Annotated in this window: 11 protein-coding genes; 3 read left to right on the plus strand and 8 right to left on the minus strand. The window is 49.2% G+C overall.

The window, feature by feature from the left end; all coding sequences use genetic code 11:
- Positions 1–55 precede the first annotated feature (55 nt).
- Positions 56–202, minus strand: a complete 147-nt coding sequence (locus QUA36_RS11220) for a hypothetical protein (protein ID WP_333456261.1) — start codon at positions 200–202, stop codon at positions 56–58.
- A 155-nt stretch (positions 203–357) separates the two neighbouring features.
- Between QUA36_RS11220 and QUA36_RS11225 the strand changes: the two genes are divergently transcribed.
- Positions 358–573 (plus strand): hypothetical protein, encoded by a 216-nt coding sequence (locus QUA36_RS11225; RefSeq protein ID WP_333457411.1) that lies wholly within the window; start codon positions 358–360, stop codon positions 571–573.
- Positions 574–577: 4 nt separating this feature from the next.
- Complete coding sequence (locus QUA36_RS11230) at positions 578–955, plus strand: hypothetical protein (protein WP_333456263.1); 378 nt, start codon at positions 578–580, stop codon at positions 953–955.
- 63 nt (positions 956–1,018) lie between these two features.
- Here the strand turns inward: QUA36_RS11230 and QUA36_RS11235 are convergent, their stop codons facing one another.
- The 5 genes from QUA36_RS11235 to QUA36_RS11255 form a co-directional block, all read right to left on the minus strand.
- Complete coding sequence (locus QUA36_RS11235) at positions 1,019–2,269, minus strand: Rid family detoxifying hydrolase (protein WP_333457413.1); 1,251 nt, start codon at positions 2,267–2,269, stop codon at positions 1,019–1,021.
- 267 nt (positions 2,270–2,536) lie between these two features.
- Complete coding sequence (locus QUA36_RS11240; protein ID WP_333457415.1) at positions 2,537–7,852, minus strand: response regulator; 5,316 nt, start codon at positions 7,850–7,852, stop codon at positions 2,537–2,539.
- Positions 7,853–7,903: 51 nt separating this feature from the next.
- Positions 7,904–8,806 carry an HNH endonuclease gene (locus tag QUA36_RS11245; RefSeq protein WP_333457417.1) on the minus strand — a complete coding sequence of 301 codons (903 nt, stop codon included), beginning with the start codon at positions 8,804–8,806 and terminating at the stop codon, positions 7,904–7,906.
- Positions 8,807–8,863: 57 nt separating this feature from the next.
- Positions 8,864–11,956 (minus strand): methyl-accepting chemotaxis protein, encoded by a 3,093-nt coding sequence (locus tag QUA36_RS11250; RefSeq protein ID WP_333457419.1) that lies wholly within the window; start codon positions 11,954–11,956, stop codon positions 8,864–8,866.
- 148 nt (positions 11,957–12,104) lie between these two features.
- Positions 12,105–12,638 (minus strand): chemotaxis protein CheW, encoded by a 534-nt coding sequence (locus QUA36_RS11255; RefSeq protein WP_039887356.1) that lies wholly within the window; start codon positions 12,636–12,638, stop codon positions 12,105–12,107.
- A 527-nt stretch (positions 12,639–13,165) separates the two neighbouring features.
- On the opposite strand from QUA36_RS11255, the gene QUA36_RS11260 reads away from it, so the two are divergent.
- Entirely contained in the window at positions 13,166–13,294 is a 129-nt protein-coding gene (locus QUA36_RS11260) for a hypothetical protein (RefSeq protein ID WP_333457421.1), read from the plus strand.
- A gap of 43 nt (positions 13,295–13,337) precedes the next feature.
- On the opposite strand, the gene QUA36_RS11265 is transcribed toward QUA36_RS11260, so the two are convergent.
- Positions 13,338–14,576, minus strand: coding sequence for a response regulator (locus tag QUA36_RS11265; RefSeq protein WP_333163926.1), 1,239 nt, complete (start codon positions 14,574–14,576; stop codon positions 13,338–13,340).
- Positions 14,577–14,932: 356 nt separating this feature from the next.
- The gene (locus QUA36_RS11270; RefSeq protein ID WP_333457422.1) at positions 14,933–16,018 is read right to left on the minus strand and encodes an RNA-guided endonuclease TnpB family protein; all 1,086 of its coding nucleotides are present in this window, start codon (positions 16,016–16,018) and stop codon (positions 14,933–14,935) included.
- Between the last annotated feature and the right edge of the window lie 620 nt (positions 16,019–16,638).

Genomic DNA, 16,638 nt, shown 5'->3' on the forward strand with positions numbered 1-16,638 from the left:
AATTACTTATAGAGTAATTGCTAATTGCTAATTGCTAACTGGTGATTAGTAATTGCTAATTGCTAATTGAGATTAAATCTGATTGTTTCAGATTGATTTGAGAGTAGGTGCGCGACAGCGACAGATCGACAAAAGTGCGATCGGCTGTAGAAGTTAATAAAGTCGCGCACTTTACCCTCGGCGGTTGAAACCGCAACGACATAAATGAAGTCCCAGCAGAGGGTGACTCAAAAAAATATAAAGTATGCTGAGGTAGTTACTATAAATGATAGGATATAGGCTTGTAAACCCCAGACATCGCAGGTGAAGATAGCAGGTTTTATTTTCATCAGCGTGTGTAGAAAAACACAGATAAAGATGACATTAAGACCTCGCTACGATCCAGACGAGAATATTAGCCGTCATAGTGCAACTGATCCAGAGAAATGCGATCAAATGGCTAAGCGTCAGGGATGGGAATTAATCCGATGGGAAAAAACAAACGATTCGATACTTAAGGTTGATTGTGTCTTTGAAGGGTTGACAGAGTTTCCACCGAATCCATACGAACCCGAACATGAGAGAGAGGAATAAATCAATGCCAAAACGGTTGATCATTTTCAAAACTGAATCGCTTTCTTCCCCTGGATGGGAGGATAGATTGCTTTCCCATACGGGTGCTCTTACGAGCATCCTAGCAGAACACTACGACTACTCAGACAAACCTCTGCCTCAAACGGGCGATCGCCTGCGAAACTTTGCCCAATTTAAGGAGAGTGCCGATCCTAAATTCCCTGCTGCCAGCACTCACGTTCGCTGGGGAGATTGGGAGGTTTCGCGCGTAGAAGAGTACACGCCTGAAATTCCGAATGCTGAATACGACTGTTTAGCGGTGTGCTACTGTTGCTACTCACCCATTGAACCCGAATGGAAAGAATTGCCGAAAATTCAAGTTTCCCAACTGCAAAAACATTAAAAAAACAGAATATTCCAGATACCCGACTTCTTGAATAAGCCGGGCATCTAACAGAAGATGAAATCAAATCACAGCAATGCAGTCAATCTCAACTAACACATCTTTCGGCAAACGCGAAACCTCCACACAAGCGCGCGCCGGTGCAGTTTCCGCATCAAAATATTTCGCATAAACCGCATTCACAGCAGCAAAATCATTCATATCTTTGAGGAAAACCGTAGTTTTTACCACATCCAACCAAGTAGCGCCGGCTTCTGTGAGAATGGCTTCGAGATTTGCCATAACTTGTTCGGTTTGTTTTGCCACGTCGTCGGTGTAGACAATATCGTTTAGTCTAATGTCGATCGCAATTTGACCAGCTACAAACAGCATAGTGCCCGTTGCGGCGATCGCTTGATTGTAAGGGCCCACGGGTGCCGGTGCTTTGTCAGTACGAATAATTTTGCGCGTCATAGATGTTACTTTTTGGGATAATTTTTCCGAAGTTTCAGGCTGATAGATTTCTCCGTCAGAGGTTTCAGGCTGGTAGATTTCTCCATCGGGCATTATTGTACCAGTTAAGTCTGCATTTTCGATATTCCAGCCATAGATTTGAGCACCAGTCAAGTCTGCCCTTTTCAAACTTGCTGTACTTAGATTTGCTCTCATTAAGTTGGCTCCTCGCAGATTGGCTCTTTCTAGATTTGCATTAGTCAAATTCATTCTTGACAGATCAACGCCGTGCAGAATAGCTTTCGGAAACTTAGCTTTTTGAAGTTTTACCTCAGTCAAATTTGTCTCATTCAAATTTGCCATAGTTAAGTCAGCTTCCCGCAAATCTGCCTCAGTCAAATCAGCCTTATTCAGATTCGCTTTACTTAGGTTTGCTTTATACAAAGAAGCTAGACGTATGTCCGTACTATCTAGACTTGCACCGCTCAAATTTGCTTCGTCTAAATTGGTGCGAACTAATTTAGCATTATTTAAGTTTGCTGCTATCAGAGTTGCCCGCTCTAAGTCAGCATAATTTAAAAGAGCACTACTAAGGTTAGCCCTGGTCAAATCTGCACCGCTAAAGTCTGCCCAGTTGAGATTCGCTGAGCCAGCAATGGCGCAACTTAAATTAGCACCTCTCAGCGATGCTTTAGTGAGGTTTGTACTTTGAAGGTATGCACCTGTTAGAATTGCTTCACTCAAATCTGCACCTGAAAGATTTGCATTGTCTAAGTTGATGCCACTCAAATCAGCACCTTTAAGGTCTGCCCCACTTAACTGTGCTTTCGCAAATTGACGAGCGCCTTTAGCGTATTTTTCTAAAAGTTCTTCAGCGTTCATTAATAACCCCTCGCCCTTCCGCTACACCCCACATTCCCAGCCTACCACCAAAACCGAAAGCGCGATCGAACATCTGCGTCAATCCGCGTTAATCCATTTTCATCTGCGGTTAACAAATTCCCATTTTTGCAACCGCAGATAGAGGCAGATAAACACAGATTCACGCAGATAAATTAGAGATTATCTGCGTGAATCCGCGTCTATCAATTCTTATCTGTGGTTAACAAATTCGCATTTTTCAACCGCAGATAAATGCCGATTTACACATTACACACCAACCGGAGCACCAACAACCTCACCTTTCAACATCCGAGAAGCAGCATCAAGCAATTGCTCCTCCAAATAAGGCTTAGTGAAATAGCCCTTCGCGCCCAAACTGTAAGCCATTTGGCGGTGTCTGTCAGCACCGCGAGAAGTCAACATCGCGATCGGCAATTCACACAAAACAGCATCTTTCTGCATCCGAGAAAGTAGTTCCAAACCGTCCATTCTCGGCATCTCAATATCGCAGAACACGATATCGCAAGGCAGACCAGATTTCATCTTTTCCCAAGCTTCCTTACCGTCGCGAGCTTCTTCCACACGATAGCCAGACTTCTCGAAAGTAATCGACAAGAGCGATCGCACCGTAATCGAGTCATCCACAATCAGCACAGTCGGCTCAGTCTTCTCGATTTCCGCCTCCTTAGTAGCCTTCTCGCTCTCATCCCAAAGCGTACCGCCAGTGTCCTTACGCAGCCTTCCGGTAGCCAAATCGATCAGTTCCAGAACGTCTGCAATCGCCACGATCCGACCGTCTCCGAGCACCGTGGCCCCAGCAATCCCGATCGGCTTCGGCACCGGCCCCTCCAACGGTTTGATCACAATTTCCTGTTCCGTCGAAACCTGATCCACCTGCACCGCCAAGAAATTGCCTGCAGACCGCAGCACGATCACCGAAATCATGTCATCGTCAGTATTAAACCCGTAAACACTGCCCCGTCCCAAATGGCGGTTGTAAGCCAGCAAATCCCGCAGCGGCCGGAACGGCAAGCTTTGACCCCGCCACTCAATGCAAGGCAAACCGTCCGCCCCCGTCGTCACCTGATCGCGAGGCACATCGATCATATCCTCGACCCCATCCATCGGGAAAGCAATGCGAGCTCGATCGCTAATGCAAGTCAGAGCCTTAGAAATGCTCAACACCAGAGGTAAACGGATGGTAAACACAGTCCCCTTGCCGATGGTTGAATCGATCGACACAGTTCCCCGAATCTCCTGCAAGGAAGTCTGCACCACATTCATACCGACCCCCCGGCCGGCGTACTCCGTCGCCTGTTCCTGAGTGCTGAAACCAGGCATAAACAGCAAATCGTAAACTTCCGAGCGAGACATCCTCTGAGCCTGAGCCGCCGTCAGCATACCCTGCTTAATCGCCTTCGCCTTCACCCTTTGCGGGTCAATTCCCGCCCCGTCGTCAGAAACCGAAACCACCGTTTGATTCCCTTGGTGGAAAGCGCGAATCGTAATCCTGCCCACTGCAGGCTTCCCAGCCGCCAGACGCACCTCCGGCGCTTCGATCCCGTGAGTAATGGCATTGTTCACCAAGTGAGTCATCGGGTCATATAGCTGATCCACAATCATCTTGTCGATCAAAATCTCCTTACCCTCAACCTGCAACTGAGCCTGCTTCCCGCACTTAATCGCAATTTCCCGCACCGCCCGGAACAGCCTGTCCGTCGTCTCCGCAAACGGCTTCATCCGGGCGCGAGTCAAACCTTCTTGCAGTTGAGTCGTAACTTGGCGCAGTTGGCGAGTTACCTGATCCGCCTCATCCACTAAAAACTCAATGTCCGCCGCTGACTCCCGCACCCGCACGATCAGCTCAATAATCTCCTGAGCCAAACTGTGGAAAGGAGTAAACCTGTCCATTTCCTCCGGTCTCCAGGCACTTTCCCTCGTGTGGGCCGAATCCTCAGAGCGCCAGGCCGATCGATGTCCCTGACGGTTTGCCAGCAAAGCAATCTCCAAAAGACTCCGCTCGTAGAAATCCTGAGTCCGCTGGCTCACATCGCTCAGCAGCGTTACCTGGTGGAGCAAATTGTCCAAAAACTGCCGCATCCGTTCTTGGTCTTGCTCCAAACTGTTGCGGTTCACCACCAGTTCCCCCATCAAATTGCTGAGGTTATCCAGTTGCTTGATCGGCACCCGCATTGTCTGGTCGCCGAGCCCGTACCCGCGCATATTGCGCCTGGGTCTGTTGATCGCCGACGGCCCCATATTGCCTTCCCCTTGGCGGCCGCTGTCCTTGGGATCTTCCAGCAGTTTTTCCAAATCGCCAAATTCGTCGTCGCTCTCTTCGGCAGCAGCGCGCGCGGCTTTACTGGCAGTTGTCGCCGGTGCAGAAATTTCCGGCATAGTTGCGCTCTCGCTGAGGAGTTCTTCGAGATCCGAGAAAACTTCTGTATTTACCGGACTCTGATTTTTACTCGCAGAAGCTGCTATTACAGCTCCCGCACCCCCTGCGATTAATAGAGCTTCTAAATCGTCAAAATTGCCTTCGGCATCATCCTCATCGCCTGATTCGCCCTCGTCAAAGAAGTCTGCCAGCGATCCCTCTTCCAACTCCGAGGAATCTGCCTCGGCCGACTCGTCCTCGGCGTCCCAAAAGCCCGTCGTCAGTTCCGAAGTCACCAGAACCTCAGCATCGATCGAATCCAACAAATCATCAAAACCCTCCAACTCTGCGTTGTTGAGAGTAGCCCCGGTTTCCATCGCCGAGAGCAAGTCAGCATCGCCCTCAAACATACCATCGAGAGATTCAGCAGGCAGTGCCTCTAAATCCACACTCGAAAAATCAGTTTCCAGGGCATCAAACAAATCATCTTCGCCCTCATACTCCCCGGCGACATCTGTTTCGGCTCGATCGAACAAATCCGCACTCGCCTCGTCGAACAAACCATCGGGAGGTTGGGCAGACAACTCCTCTTGAGCCACAGCAGCGCCGTCATCTGGCACCGCTCCAGCATCGCCCTGCTGCACCATGCCCTCCCCAAACATATCCTCCAAGAAATCGAAAGCTGCGCCCTCATCAGATTCGACATTTGAAATTTCCGACTCAGGACGATCATCCGACAAAGCCCCAAGTTCAACCTCTGCCGAATTTGCCAAGCCTTGGTCGGAAACAGTCGCACCATTGTTCTCGAACAAACTCCCCAAGTCGCCCTCATCAACTCCCACATCCGCACTCAGCAATTCTGAATCCCCATCATTGGGCCAACCGCCACGGGCTTGCCCCGAAGCTTCTCCGTCATACTCAGTACCAGTAGGTACAGAACCGAACAGCTCAGTCAAATCTGCGGCTTCTCGGGAAGTAGCCGCTCCTTGCCGATCCCGCACAGTCTGTTCATCCTCAGAAATCGCGTCCGAGGTCATATCCCCAAACAGCGCATCTAAATCTGTATCCTCCACTTCCAGGTTGAGCGATTGCACAGACTCGTCTTCCATGCCGAAAGCATCTTCTAGCCAGTTTTCATCCGCAGAGATATCTAAATCAGAATTTGATGTCATGTTAAGAACGTTGCCCATTTCCTCATTTTGTGGGATGTTTGCAGCTTGATCTCGATCGCCCCCGTTCTCCCCACCTTCGTCTTCTGAAGAAAGGAAATTAGAAGTAATCCCCAACAGCTCGCTCAAATCCGAGTCCTCGCCAAGCTCAGAGAGCAACTCGAAATCATCCATTTCAGGGAGAGCAAGCGCTTCGGCATCCGCTGAATCATTATTGCCCCCCCCTGCTGCAGGCTTCTTCGATTCTCCGTCTAAAGCCTCAGACTTCAGGGAATACTCCGAAGAGACTGCCGGCCCACCTGTTGCCTCAGATAAGCCTAAATCGCCGAACAAGTTATCGAAATCAGAATTGTCCGTAACACCAGCGGAAGTTTGGGCCGCCACTTCGTCCAACAGCGTACCGAGAGCATCTTCGTCAGCTTGTCCCCTGGCTGGGGCCACCGTGTCGTCTCGCCGCTCCAAACCGCCCCTACCGTTACCCTTTTTAAGCTGTTTGCGAGTTAACCGCTGGCTAGAACCCCCATTTTTCTGACCGCCAGCTACTGCCGAGTCCTGTGCCTCCTCTCCAAACAGCAAATCCTCGCCAAACAAACTTGTCAGGTCGTCAATCGGAGGCGTCCTGTTCATTTCGGAACTTTCCGCATCGTATTCGTCAAACAACAAATCAGTAAAATCGCCGGAATTGTCGTCGTCTAAACCCAGCATTCCCGCTGCCGATATCCCAGAAGACTGTGCATATTCGAGGTCTTCTTCTTCTTCCCAAGCGCCGTCGAGATCGGGGGACTCGCCGTCAAACAAGTCAGCTAACGTGTTGAGTTCTGCAGCGCCCACTTCTGGGCCTGTGCGGGTCGAGCCTCTAAAAGCACCCGTCTCCATATCCGATTCTGCGAAGGCGGAATCTTCGTCGAACTGGGACGATCGAATGCCACTGTCATCGTTGCTGTCGCCGCTGTCGAGTTGGTCGAACAGCTCGTCTATACTCAGCCCAGAAATAGTCGGCAGCAACTTGTTCAATCCATCCGGGGCATCGCCCGAACCGACCAGATCCCAGGCCTCATCCTCAACAGAAACCACATTTTTCCCGGATTTACTCGGTTGAGCAAAGGCCAGCAAATCTTCAAAATCTGTTTCTGGAACTAGAACAGCCGGCTGCAGTGACAGAAGTTTTGCGCTTGGTGCGATCGACGATTCTAGACCAGAAATTACCAGTTCTTGCGCTTGTTTGATGTCTTTGATCACCGTTGGGGCTAAGGTGCGGTAGCTATTTTCTGGGTTGGCGATCGCCTTGGATACAGCTTGGATCAATTCTATCCAGCAGGGCAGTTCAAATTCTTCCCCTGCCCTGAGCAAGTTCCGACAAATATTCTTGAGTTGCCGCCTGCTTTCTAGACCTTCGGGCTGTTTGAACTCTTGCAGGAGTTCCCGCATCCTCGCCGGCACGTCTGAGTCAAATACTAGCAGCAGCGCGCTGTCTTCTGTTTCTCTGACATCAGGTGCGTAAACTGACCGCGAATCTGGAAAACTCTTTGATGAGGCAAAGGCCCCGACTCCCACCCCCGCCATAACTTGTTCGGGTACTGGCATCGCGTAGCTCTCGTCTGCATGGTGTTCTCCGTGTCCAACGAGTCCCCCCAAGTGTCCGTTGAGTTCTTCAAATACTGGTTCTAATTCTCGAACCATCTGTTCTCCCAATTCTTCTGTCAGTCCAAAAGGCCCCGACAGTTGCTCTAACAGCCCTTGCAACGTGTCAAAAATTCGCAGAAACAGGGACTCTAGCTGTTGGTCTACTTTAACGCTGCACTCTTTTAAAACTTTAAAACTATCTTCTAGTCGGTGAGCTGTTTGCTGAATGCTCGTCAGCCCCAGCATTGCTGCTCCTCCTTTGACAGAGTGAGCGGCCCTAAATACTTCGTTGACCAGTTCTGGGTCTTCGATCGTGGTTTGCAGATTCAGCAAGCCTTGTTCGATCGTATTGAGGTGGTCTTTTGCCTCCTCAATAAAGTAGCCCATTATCCTCTGTTGTTGCTCCGGCAGCATAGTTTTATTCCTGATTTTAAGCGTTATTGTATTGGGTCTATGTTAGTAGTTCTAGAAAAAGTCTCTGTATATCTCGCCCCTTGCCAAGAGAATAATCTGGCTGCGAGATATGGCAAATGTCCTGGCTATTTTTGCTTTCGATATGCCCTCACTTAAAAGATAGCGAATCTCCCGCACTTGTTCGGGTTTGAGTTTGCGGTTAGGACATATCTTGCCTGGAACGAAAGGAAAGCGGTTTTTTTCTATAGCATCGCGGGAGTTATCGGCGGGGGTTCCTTCCCACAAATGGTCGGGATTGACACAACCGCGATCGTCGCAACTGTGACAAGCAAAATAACCGGGTTTGACAGGTCTTCCCAGTTTGTGTTCCAGTACCAGTCTGTGAGCGTAGAAGCTTTGAGTTTTGCCCTTAATTTTAGTACCTTTAATGGCGTAACCATCACTTCTTTTAGCCAAGGTACAAATCATGCAGCCGTTCGGCTGTATTTCAGCGCGAATGCCTGGAATTACTTCTATGCCTCGCACTTGTTTTTGAGGTTTCGGCGCAGATGTACTTCCTACATCTTTAATTCGTCCTTTCTTAAACCTATCTTGAGAATTTTCCAGTCTAGAACCTTCCCATAAATGGTTTGGATTAATGCAGTTGCGGACATCACAAGTGTGGCAAGCAAAGTATTCCGGTCTAATCGGACGACCTAAGATATTTTCTAATACTAAACGGTGGACAGTAAACGTTTTCCATTCACCGTTAATGCGAAGTCTTTTATTGGCATAGCCACTGCTAGATTTGGTTAGGGTAGAGATAATACAGCCCGTCGGCTGAACTTCACCAAATATACCAGGTATTACCTCTACTATGTTATCGTCCATCTGTGCAACTCCTACTTTGTTTAGGTGTTGGATTGGCATCCCCGCAGCGGTTTCAACACTGCGAGGTTGCTTTTTGTCTGCCATTTTTGCCACACTAACGTGCTTGTAAATCAGCCAGCAAAAAAAGCATTAGACAATTGATTACTGCCTTTCTGCTGTTTCTACTCGGAATCTTTCCACCGATGTCAAAAGGTCGCGAGCAACGCCCACCAAATTTTGCAAAGCACCCGAAACTCGCTGCGCTTCTTGGGACGTTTCCTGAGCGGTCAGCTCGACAGCCTGCATCACACTGGCGACCGCGCGAGCTGTTTCGTTTTGCTCTACAGTGTCGGCAGTAATCGATCGCACTAACACGTCAATTCGGTTAGTTACTTGAATGATATCTTCAAGCGATCGCTTCGCCTGTTCTGCCAATTTTGTGCCCTCAATAACCTGCTGCGTCCCTTCTTCCATCGCCGTCATTACCGCGCCGGTTTCGCTTTGAATTTGCATCACGATCTGTTCGATTTCTTTCAAAGACTTAGCCGATCGGTCTGCCAATTGTCGCACCTCGTCTGCCACGATCGCAAAACCCCTGCCCGCTTCCCCAGCTCTCGCCGCCTCAATACTGGCGTTGAGGGCCAACAAATTCGTCCGGGAGGCGATCGTCGCAATTAAAGCCACAATCTTAGAAATTTCTTGAGAAGCTTCCGCCAACCTCTTGACTTTTCTGGTTGTTTCTGCTACGGTTTCTCGAATTTCCAAAATCCCGGCCACCGTCCGCTCCACAGCCTCGCCTCCTTTCAGAGCCGTTGCCGCCGCGCCCCGGGCAACTTCTTCTGCCTCTCTAGCGCTCTCTGCGACTCGCTGAATCGCGTCGGTGAGGACTTGCACCGAATTGAGCGTTGCCGCCAGTTCCTCAGCTTGCCGCAGCGCGTCGGAAGACAAATCGCCAGCAAACTTAGCACTATCAGTAGCACCTTTGCTGACCTCCCGCGCCGCCTGCTTCACCTGATGGACGATTTCGCGCAGATTTTGAATTGTCAAGTTAAACGAGTCAGCAACAGCACCCAAAACGTCTGCGGTCACTTCCGCAGTCACCGTCAAGTCACCCCGGGCCGCTCCTTCCACGTCGTCTAGCAAGCGAATCACTTGGCGTTGCAAGTCTTCTTTTGCCTGTTCCTGCTCGTCAGACTTGCGCCTGGTATCGCTAATCGTGGTTTGGATGACCTTGGCCATGTGGTTGAATTTAGCAGCCATTTTACCAAATTCATCTTCCGAGTAAACCGTAGCTCGAGCATCCAAAGTTCCTTGAGATACGGCATCGAACTGAGCTTGCAAATTATCCGACGACTTGCGTACCTGCTTGGCGATCAACTGGCCGATGCCCCAAGAAGTTAAAAAGCTAGTAAAGCCTGCTGCTGCGGTCATTACCCAGCCTGTTTGGCGCAGATAAACGATCGCCTCCGGTTTGTCTTGCCGCAGAGCTTGATAGGAGGCAATGTTGGTGACGAAAGCCACAGCTACCAGAGAAACCAGTCCCGCCCCGATTGCCGTGTACAACTGTTTTGTAAACAAAGGGGCATTTTCCAAGAAAGCCAGTCCCCCCTGTTCTACTGTTACCGAAGTATCGAGCGCTTCTGTTTCACTGGGAGAAAAAGTCGGCACCGACGCATCAGCCGGGCCGTTTATGCTAAATATCTCGTCATCCCGAATTGCTGAGCCATCGCTGTTGTCAAAGTCCAGGCTGCTGCCTGTCGTTCCCATCATGCCGCTGGTCGAGTTGCCGAAATTGGTGTTACCTCTAGTCAATATCGAACTGCTGGCATCTTCTGAGATATCAAAGTCCGGCAAATTGCCCAAATCGTCAAATTCGTCAAATTCGTCTAAAAAGTCGCTGTGTTCTTGAGCGTTCCCAGTTTTTGACGACCAGGCGCTGTTGTTCTTGTCGGACGCCCCGAAAGCTGTCGCTTGTTCGTTTTCGTCGAAAGAGAAAGAATCGCTAAAAGCATCGTCATCAAAAGCATCTAACTCGAAGTTGTCTCTAGATCCAAATGCCGGGGGTTCCGAGTCGCTGTAACCGTTGCTGTTGGAGGAGGCTGGATCGACTGAATTAAATTGTCCCCGGCTCGACCTTTGGCTTTGAGAGTTGGGGACAGCACCTCCCATCAACAGCGTTTCGTCTTCCGCCACCGAATAGTTTGACGAGTAGTCCGACCCGTTATTCGGCTGTTTGTTTTGAGTTCGAGAAGACCCGAAACCCGACGAGGGCATCGCCTCGGCAAAGGGGTCTTCCTCTTCGGCCCCAGGTGCGTTATGACCGTAATTTTGGCCACTCTGGGGCGGGGATTGGTAGTCGTAGTCGGAGTTATCGTCAAATTCGTCTGGCAAATCGAGCGCACCAAAAGGTTCGCCAAAATTGTCCGAGGGCCCGATGGGGGAGTCTAGTTGGTTCGAGTCGAAGGAATTCCCGGTTTCTGAAGAGGCAAAACTTTGACCGTTGAGCATCTGAGTCGGAGCTTCTGAAAACGAATCTCCTGAGTAAGGTGCGCTTGAACCAGACAGTTTGCTGCTAGACAAGTCAGCAGCATCAAACCCTCCATCATCTAAGGCAAAAGGGTCTCCAAAGTCCGAGTCGGCAAACTCGTCTATGTCTAGCGAGTCGGAGTTCTCAGCATAAGCTGCCATTCCGCCGCTGTCGCCACCAAAGGGGTTAGAATGTGAGGCTAAATCTGGGACTGAGCCTGCGCCATCGTCGTCTTCTGCTTCCCACCCCAAGCCACTCATGCCCAAGTCGGCCAAGTCCTCGTTTTCCATGTCGTCTGGAGATTGACTTCTATAGGAAAGGGATGGGGAATTTCCTTGGAAAAGTCCCAAATCCGGGTCTTCTAACCCTTCATCGAGAGATAAGTCTGGGTAGAATTCTAATTCAGTTTCAGCAGACAAAGCCTCGAAATTTTCCGTTTGCAGCTCTCCAGATAAAAATTGGTCTGTGTAGGTAATTCCGTTGTGAGCGTGTTCCACCAAACTTGGGTCGTCACTCAGGCCTAGCACAACCGTGTACTGTTCCCGCGCCACCTCATACTGTTGCAGTCCGTAGCAGTAAATGTGTCCGCACAGCAGGCGAGCGCTGGGGTCTTCGGGAAAATCTTCTACTAATTGATAAACTAGGGCTGCGGCTTCTGAATAATTGCCATCCATGTAGGCCGCTTCTGCCCGTTGGTAGTCCTGCTGAAAGTTGGTACTTGTTGCCATTTGCCGCCCTCTTTGGATTTTAGATTTTAGATTTGAGATTTTTGATTTTTATCTTGAATTGAATGTTTTAGATGCGCGCCTCAAGTCGTGTGACTGTTGATGGTTAGACCTCAATCGAAAATCGCAAATCGCAAATCTAAAATCGATTTCACGCTGCCCACCGCGCCGAGCGCAGAATTTTCACTTGATCTAGCAGTCGGAGCACTTTCTGAGCTGGTGCACCTAACATCCATTCTCCCCTCAGAAATGGAATCATGCCGTCTGGTGCATTGTTCTGAGAGTGCAGTTGCTCTACGTCGAGCCAGTCCATCCCCACAATTCGATCGACTGCCAGCCCCAAAATCGTGTCTTGGTCTTCCACAGCCACGATCGGGATTTCGGGTCTATCTGTGTTCAGAGGTGTTTGGTCTCCCAGAAATTGGCCTAGGTCTGCCACCCAAATCACTCGTCCTCTCATATTTAGCGTACCTAAAAGCAAAGAGGAAACGTTGGGGATCGGTGTCATGCGGTCTGGGGACGGGGATAGTACCTCTCTAATCCCTGTCGCTGGCAGTGCGAACTCGTTCCCCGAAGGAACGTAGAACCGCAGGTGCAGCTCACCTTCGGGAGTTTCTAGTTCTTGGAATTCCGGAGCCGGATCTACGCCTAGTCCTGGTAATATAAAGTCTGGGCTACCGCTAATCATAATTCTGACACCTGCATTTCTAGCAAATTGTTGAGGTTTCCCGCCGCCAAGAAGAACCCGATCGAAACTTCGATGCTCGAAACTTGACACAGCCAAGCTTGGCACAGCCAAGGGGTGAATGGCGCGACTGCCGGAGGCCCTTGGCAATAAATTTTCTCCGTCAATAATTGACTGCCATCAATAAATTCGCGCGACCTTTGCTGACAAAGTAGCTCAAATCGACTATGAACAATTAATTATTAAACTCCTAAAGCATCACTTTGTACTCCCACCGCCGTCTCAATTGGTAAAACTCTGGGTAATTTCTGCGATGAATGCTAAACCGATACTCGGATTAGCGAGGAGTTGTTGACATGGCTGGTGTCGCGACAATCATGAACGGAGTCACTTAAGACTGAGAATTGGACTCTCTGACTTTGTATAGAAATACCTAGCAATAAGTAGCTCTGTACATCAGTTTTTCGGAGCGGCTACAAGTGGAGAACAAGTATATTATATTTGCACTTTGAGCGTGTTAGACCCACTTGGGTCTAGAAATTGAACAGAGTTTTACCGACGCCCGCCAGCGCGCGGATTTATACATTCTAGTTTATGGTGCGATCGCCAATAGTGTCCGCGAGCTTTCTCTTTGTGACGGCCGAGACTTGATCTAACCGCAGGTACAAAAAAGCTCCCATCATGGCATGGGTGAGAAATTTATTTTTCTTCTAATTGGTCTTCTAGCGAGCGGTCTAATAATCTTTCCGAGAGATTGAGCCGAGGGTAGCCCGGACCTACATATTTTTCTACCAGCATCAATAACTCACTTTCACCAAAAGGTTTGGTATAAAAGTCTGTAGCTCCGGCCATGCGGGCTTTAACGCGGTCGATAAATCCGTCGATGCCGGTCAGCATAACGATCGGCGTCTGCCGGAAAGCGCTAGAACTACGCAGCATAGCGCAAATTTCGTAGCCGTCGAGTTCCGGCATGGCGATGTCACACAGAATTAAATCGGGTTTGAGTGGAAACACCAAACTCAGGGCTTGGAGGGGATTGCCGATCGTGGTAGCTTCGTAACCGTGTTCATTTAAAATTGACTCGACTGTTTTGCGAATAGTATTGTCGTCGTCAATACAGACAACTCTGGGAACCTTGGTTTCTGGGGACGACCATTCTTTTTTGTTGTTGGTGGGGGCAACAGAGGGTTCGTAAAATACTTGCACCAATCCCTGCTGCACAAAGGGGTAAATCGCCTTAGCGACAGTGAGCACGTCTCGGTTGAGGTAGCGCGCCATTTGGCGGATCGAAGTGTGCCCGTCTGCCCAGCGTCTGAGAGTATTAAAGGTATTGACAGGCAGCGCGACCCGCAGCTCGGAGGGATCTGAAATCACCGGGCATTGGTTGGGCGACTGAATGTGAGGGTGAAACTGCTTCCATTGCTGCACCTGTTTGACAATCTTGGCCAGCAGCGAGCTAATTTCTAAGCTGGTCAGTTGAGGAGCCAAAGCTGGGCCCATTTCAAAAGTGAAGGAACCCTGGTGGAGACTGAGCAAGTCAAATAGGGTTTCGTGGATCATGCTCTGGATGATGTTGCGCCCTTGAGCTGGGGTGAGGATGTGGTTTTCTAGCAGGGCCCATAGGTAGCCGTATTCTGGGGCATTGGTAGATGCCATATAGGGAACTTGGATCTTGTCGAGGGCGGTATCTGCTTTGTAGCGGCGCAGGTAGTCGCGCAACCGAAACAAACTGCCCGCACTCTGGGTAGCGTAAATAATCTGACCGTTGAAGCAGAAGACATACCAGGATTGTCCTGCAAGGGAGCGCGGGGTAGGTTGAGTACCCGTGCTGCTGCCGGTGGAGGTGTAGGCCTCTACGAACAGTTCTCCGGTTCGCTGACCTAACTCAATCAATTGCAGGATGCTGCGGATGTCTATTTCACTCAAATTTCCCTGCATGCAGCTAAAGTATCCTCCTTAAAACCGTTGGCGTCTGAGCTCGGAAAGACTGTGTGCTGGCGAAAATATTGACTTTAGTTTCCCTCAATAATTTACGCGCTGATGCTGATCTCACAATTGGGAATTGACGAAAGGGCGATACTTGCTGCCGATCCTCGGCCGCGCTACCAGTCCACAAGCTGAAACCGCGAAACTCGCGGCATTCTCTAAGTGTAGAGTTTCACCTTGTATTCCGTTACATAAGACCTACTCACATCTACTCATGACTAGACAAGTCTACTCAGTAGTATTGTGAAGCTTACTTCCTGTTTCATCCTGGCGGTGTCGGCACTCACCAGTCCACAGGCTAACCCCGCCTAACTGACGGTTTTTGACAAATTAATTGCCGCGTTTAAGTCACGGTCAATCACCAATCCGCAATGGGAGCATTCAAACACTCTCTCGCTCAAGGAAAGTGTTTCTTTTTTTGTTCCACAGTTAGAACAGGTTTTACTGGACGGGAACCAACGGTCAGCAATTACCAACTTTGAACCGTACAACTCGCATTTGTAGGTTAACTGGCGACGAAACTCAAAGAATCCCATATCAGCAACAGACGCAGCCAACTTATGATTAGCCATCATTCCGGTTACATTCAAATCCTCTATGACAATTACACCGTGGTTTTTGGCAAGTAATGTCGTCAACTTGTGTAACGTATCTTTACGTATGTTAGCTATTTTTCTATGCAGTCTCGCTATCTTGACTTGCGCTTTTATACCGTTGCTTGAACCGATAACTTTATGGCGGTTTAGCCCTTGCATTCTTGACATTTTGGCTGCATATTTTTTGTGGGATTTTGCGCCAGTAATTACTTCACCTGTTGAGAGAGTAGCTAATGCTTTAATGCCGAGGTCAACTCCTACAATGCTTGTATTGCCTGATTCCTGCTGTTGGGCGTCAAACCGAAAGCTGATAAACCACCTGTCGGCTTGACGGGATATCGTGCAAGACTTGGTTAATACTTGTGGCAATCTTTCATAAGTTTTCAGAATGCCAATAACAGGAACTTGAATTTTATTGTCACCCAAGATTTTAACTGCGCCTTCTAACGTGAAAGAGTCACGCCGCCCTTTCTTCTTAAATCTCGGCACTCCCCCAGTCTTGTTAAAACACCGTTTCCATGCTTCGCGCAATGCCATTAATGCTTGCTGCGGTGTAGACTTGCTGCATTCATAGTACCAAGGATTTTTTGATTTCACCATAGCTACTAACAGTTTGTGCAAGTCAATAGCTGTGGGAAATTTGAGCTTTTCACTCTCGTTGGTTTTATTGTGTAAGAGTATATTTTTGGTCAACCACAATCCCCAATTCCACGCATGACGCGCTACTCCACAATGCTTGGCTAACAATGTGCGCTGTTGATTATTCAGTTTCAATTCGGTTTTGAAGCCTAACAGCATTTTTACCTCTCTCTCGCTTTGAATCACGCTATATACTGCTTCAGTCCCTACTCATTTCAGAAGGAATGAGTAGAGGTGAGTAGGATTTTGGTTACAGTTTCTCACCCTCAGTGCCGATCGACCTTTTTGCTCGCCCTCCGCGAGCGTCATAGGCTCGCGTCATTACCTTATTCTAAGGCAGCGCGGTTCAAATCCCTAGTCCGCCGGAGGATGGCGCCCGCTTGGGGGCAGCGATGGCTTTTCTGACGATCGAGCAGCAACTAAAGCCTGGTACAATCAATAGAAAGTTTTTGACGGACTGACCTTTTTCAGCTTTAGCCTATGGCAGTCCCCGCAGTGAGAGCTAGTCTTGAATCAAGCGGCATTGGTACTGCTCTCTCATTCCTCCAGACAACTGGCGGCGGCCGTACTTTCTGGAGGCTCTCCCGTGAGGCAGTGCTATGCGTGAGTGCTGAAGAAAAGTTAGAAAAAAATGCTATCCCCCGATTGGGCAAACGATACCAAAAAGTAAGACTTAAGTGGCAAAAAGTTATCATTACTTGCCTATACTTGTTTACTTTAGGTAAGTTGACTAATGATCACACGCAGTGTTATCTTTAGTCAAGAACCTTTGGCTTAAG

Origin of the sequence: Microcoleus sp. Pol10D4 (genome assembly GCF_036701555.1) — a bacterium.
GTDB lineage: Bacteria > Cyanobacteriota > Cyanobacteriia > Cyanobacteriales > Microcoleaceae > Microcoleus.

Coding starts and splice junctions, on each gene's coding strand:
- QUA36_RS11220 (WP_333456261.1), bottom strand. CDS start 202: ATGTCGTTGCGGTTTCAACCGCCGAGGGTAAAGTGCGCGACTTTATTA.
- QUA36_RS11245 (WP_333457417.1), bottom strand. CDS start 8,806: ATGGCAGACAAAAAGCAACCTCGCAGTGTTGAAACCGCTGCGGGGATG.
- QUA36_RS11250 (WP_333457419.1), bottom strand. CDS start 11,956: ATGGCAACAAGTACCAACTTTCAGCAGGACTACCAACGGGCAGAAGCG.
- QUA36_RS11265 (WP_333163926.1), bottom strand. CDS start 14,576: ATGCAGGGAAATTTGAGTGAAATAGACATCCGCAGCATCCTGCAATTG.
- QUA36_RS11235 (WP_333457413.1), bottom strand. CDS start 2,269: ATGAACGCTGAAGAACTTTTAGAAAAATACGCTAAAGGCGCTCGTCAA.
- QUA36_RS11270 (WP_333457422.1), bottom strand. CDS start 16,018: ATGCTGTTAGGCTTCAAAACCGAATTGAAACTGAATAATCAACAGCGC.
- QUA36_RS11240 (WP_333457415.1), bottom strand. CDS start 7,852: ATGCTGCCGGAGCAACAACAGAGGATAATGGGCTACTTTATTGAGGAG.
- QUA36_RS11230 (WP_333456263.1), top strand. CDS start 578: ATGCCAAAACGGTTGATCATTTTCAAAACTGAATCGCTTTCTTCCCCT.
- QUA36_RS11225 (WP_333457411.1), top strand. CDS start 358: ATGACATTAAGACCTCGCTACGATCCAGACGAGAATATTAGCCGTCAT.